General features: G+C 46.3%; 1 protein-coding gene and 1 pseudogene. Both read right to left on the bottom strand.

What is annotated here, in order from left to right:
- Positions 1-86, bottom strand: a pseudogene (locus ACP45E_RS00455) (NfeD family protein); the annotation flags it as partial.
- Positions 87-94: 8 nt separating this feature from the next.
- Positions 95-954 (bottom strand): SPFH domain-containing protein (locus ACP45E_RS00460; RefSeq protein WP_069584581.1); only part of this gene is annotated, 860 nt, incomplete at its 5' end.

Raw genomic sequence — 954 nt, forward strand, 5'->3', positions numbered from 1 at the left:
GCGGTGCCCAGCAACTCCATTGCGAGAAGGGCAAGGCCAAACGCTAGCCAATGCCAATGATTGATTGAATCTAAGAATTCCAACACATGTTCACCTATTTTTCTTTCGTTGAGTCCGTCTTAAACATTTCAGCAATCCCCGTGATTGAACCCATCAATCCGGTGGCTTCTAATGGCAACATGATGATCTTGCTATTTTCAGCTTCACCGATAGATTTCAATGCTTCGGTGTAGCCTTGAGCGATAAAGTAGTTCACCGCTTGCATGTCACCTTGAGCAATAGCCGTTGATACCATTTCAGTCGCTCTGGCTTCGGCTTCTGCGGCGCGCTCACGAGCTTCTGCTTGCAGTATTGCCGCTTGTTTATCACCTTCTGCCTTCAAGATTTCAGATTGTTTATGACCTTCGGCTTTTAATATTTCGGCCTGTCTGACACCTTCCGCTTCTAAAATATCAGCACGCTTATTTCGTTCTGCTTTCATTTGGGCATTCATTGCTGCGGTTAAATCGGCAGGGGGCTGAACATCTTTGATCTCGATTCGAGTTACTTTCACGCCCCACGGGTTGGTCGCTTCATCGACAATAGTGAGTAGCTTAGTATTGATCATATCCCGTTGACTTAACATTTCATCGAGCTCCATTGAACCAAGCACGGTACGAATATTGGTTAGCGTTAAGTTGCGAATTGCATGAGCCAAGTCAGTGACTTCATAAGCGGCTTTGGAAGCGTCGATACACTGTATAAAGCAGACGGCATCAATCACGACATTCGCATTATCTTTAGAGATCACTTCCTGAGCGGGAATATCCAGAACACGTTCCATCATGTTGACTTTTTGTCCGACACGATCGATGAATGGAATAATGATATTAAGGCCGGGCTGTAACGTATGAGTATAGCGGCCGAAGCGCTCAACCGTCCAATGACTGCCTTGGGGAACCGTCTTAACCGCGG

Origin of the sequence: Vibrio genomosp. F10 str. 9ZD137, from assembly GCF_049974785.1 — a bacterium.
Taxonomy (GTDB): domain Bacteria; phylum Pseudomonadota; class Gammaproteobacteria; order Enterobacterales; family Vibrionaceae; genus Vibrio.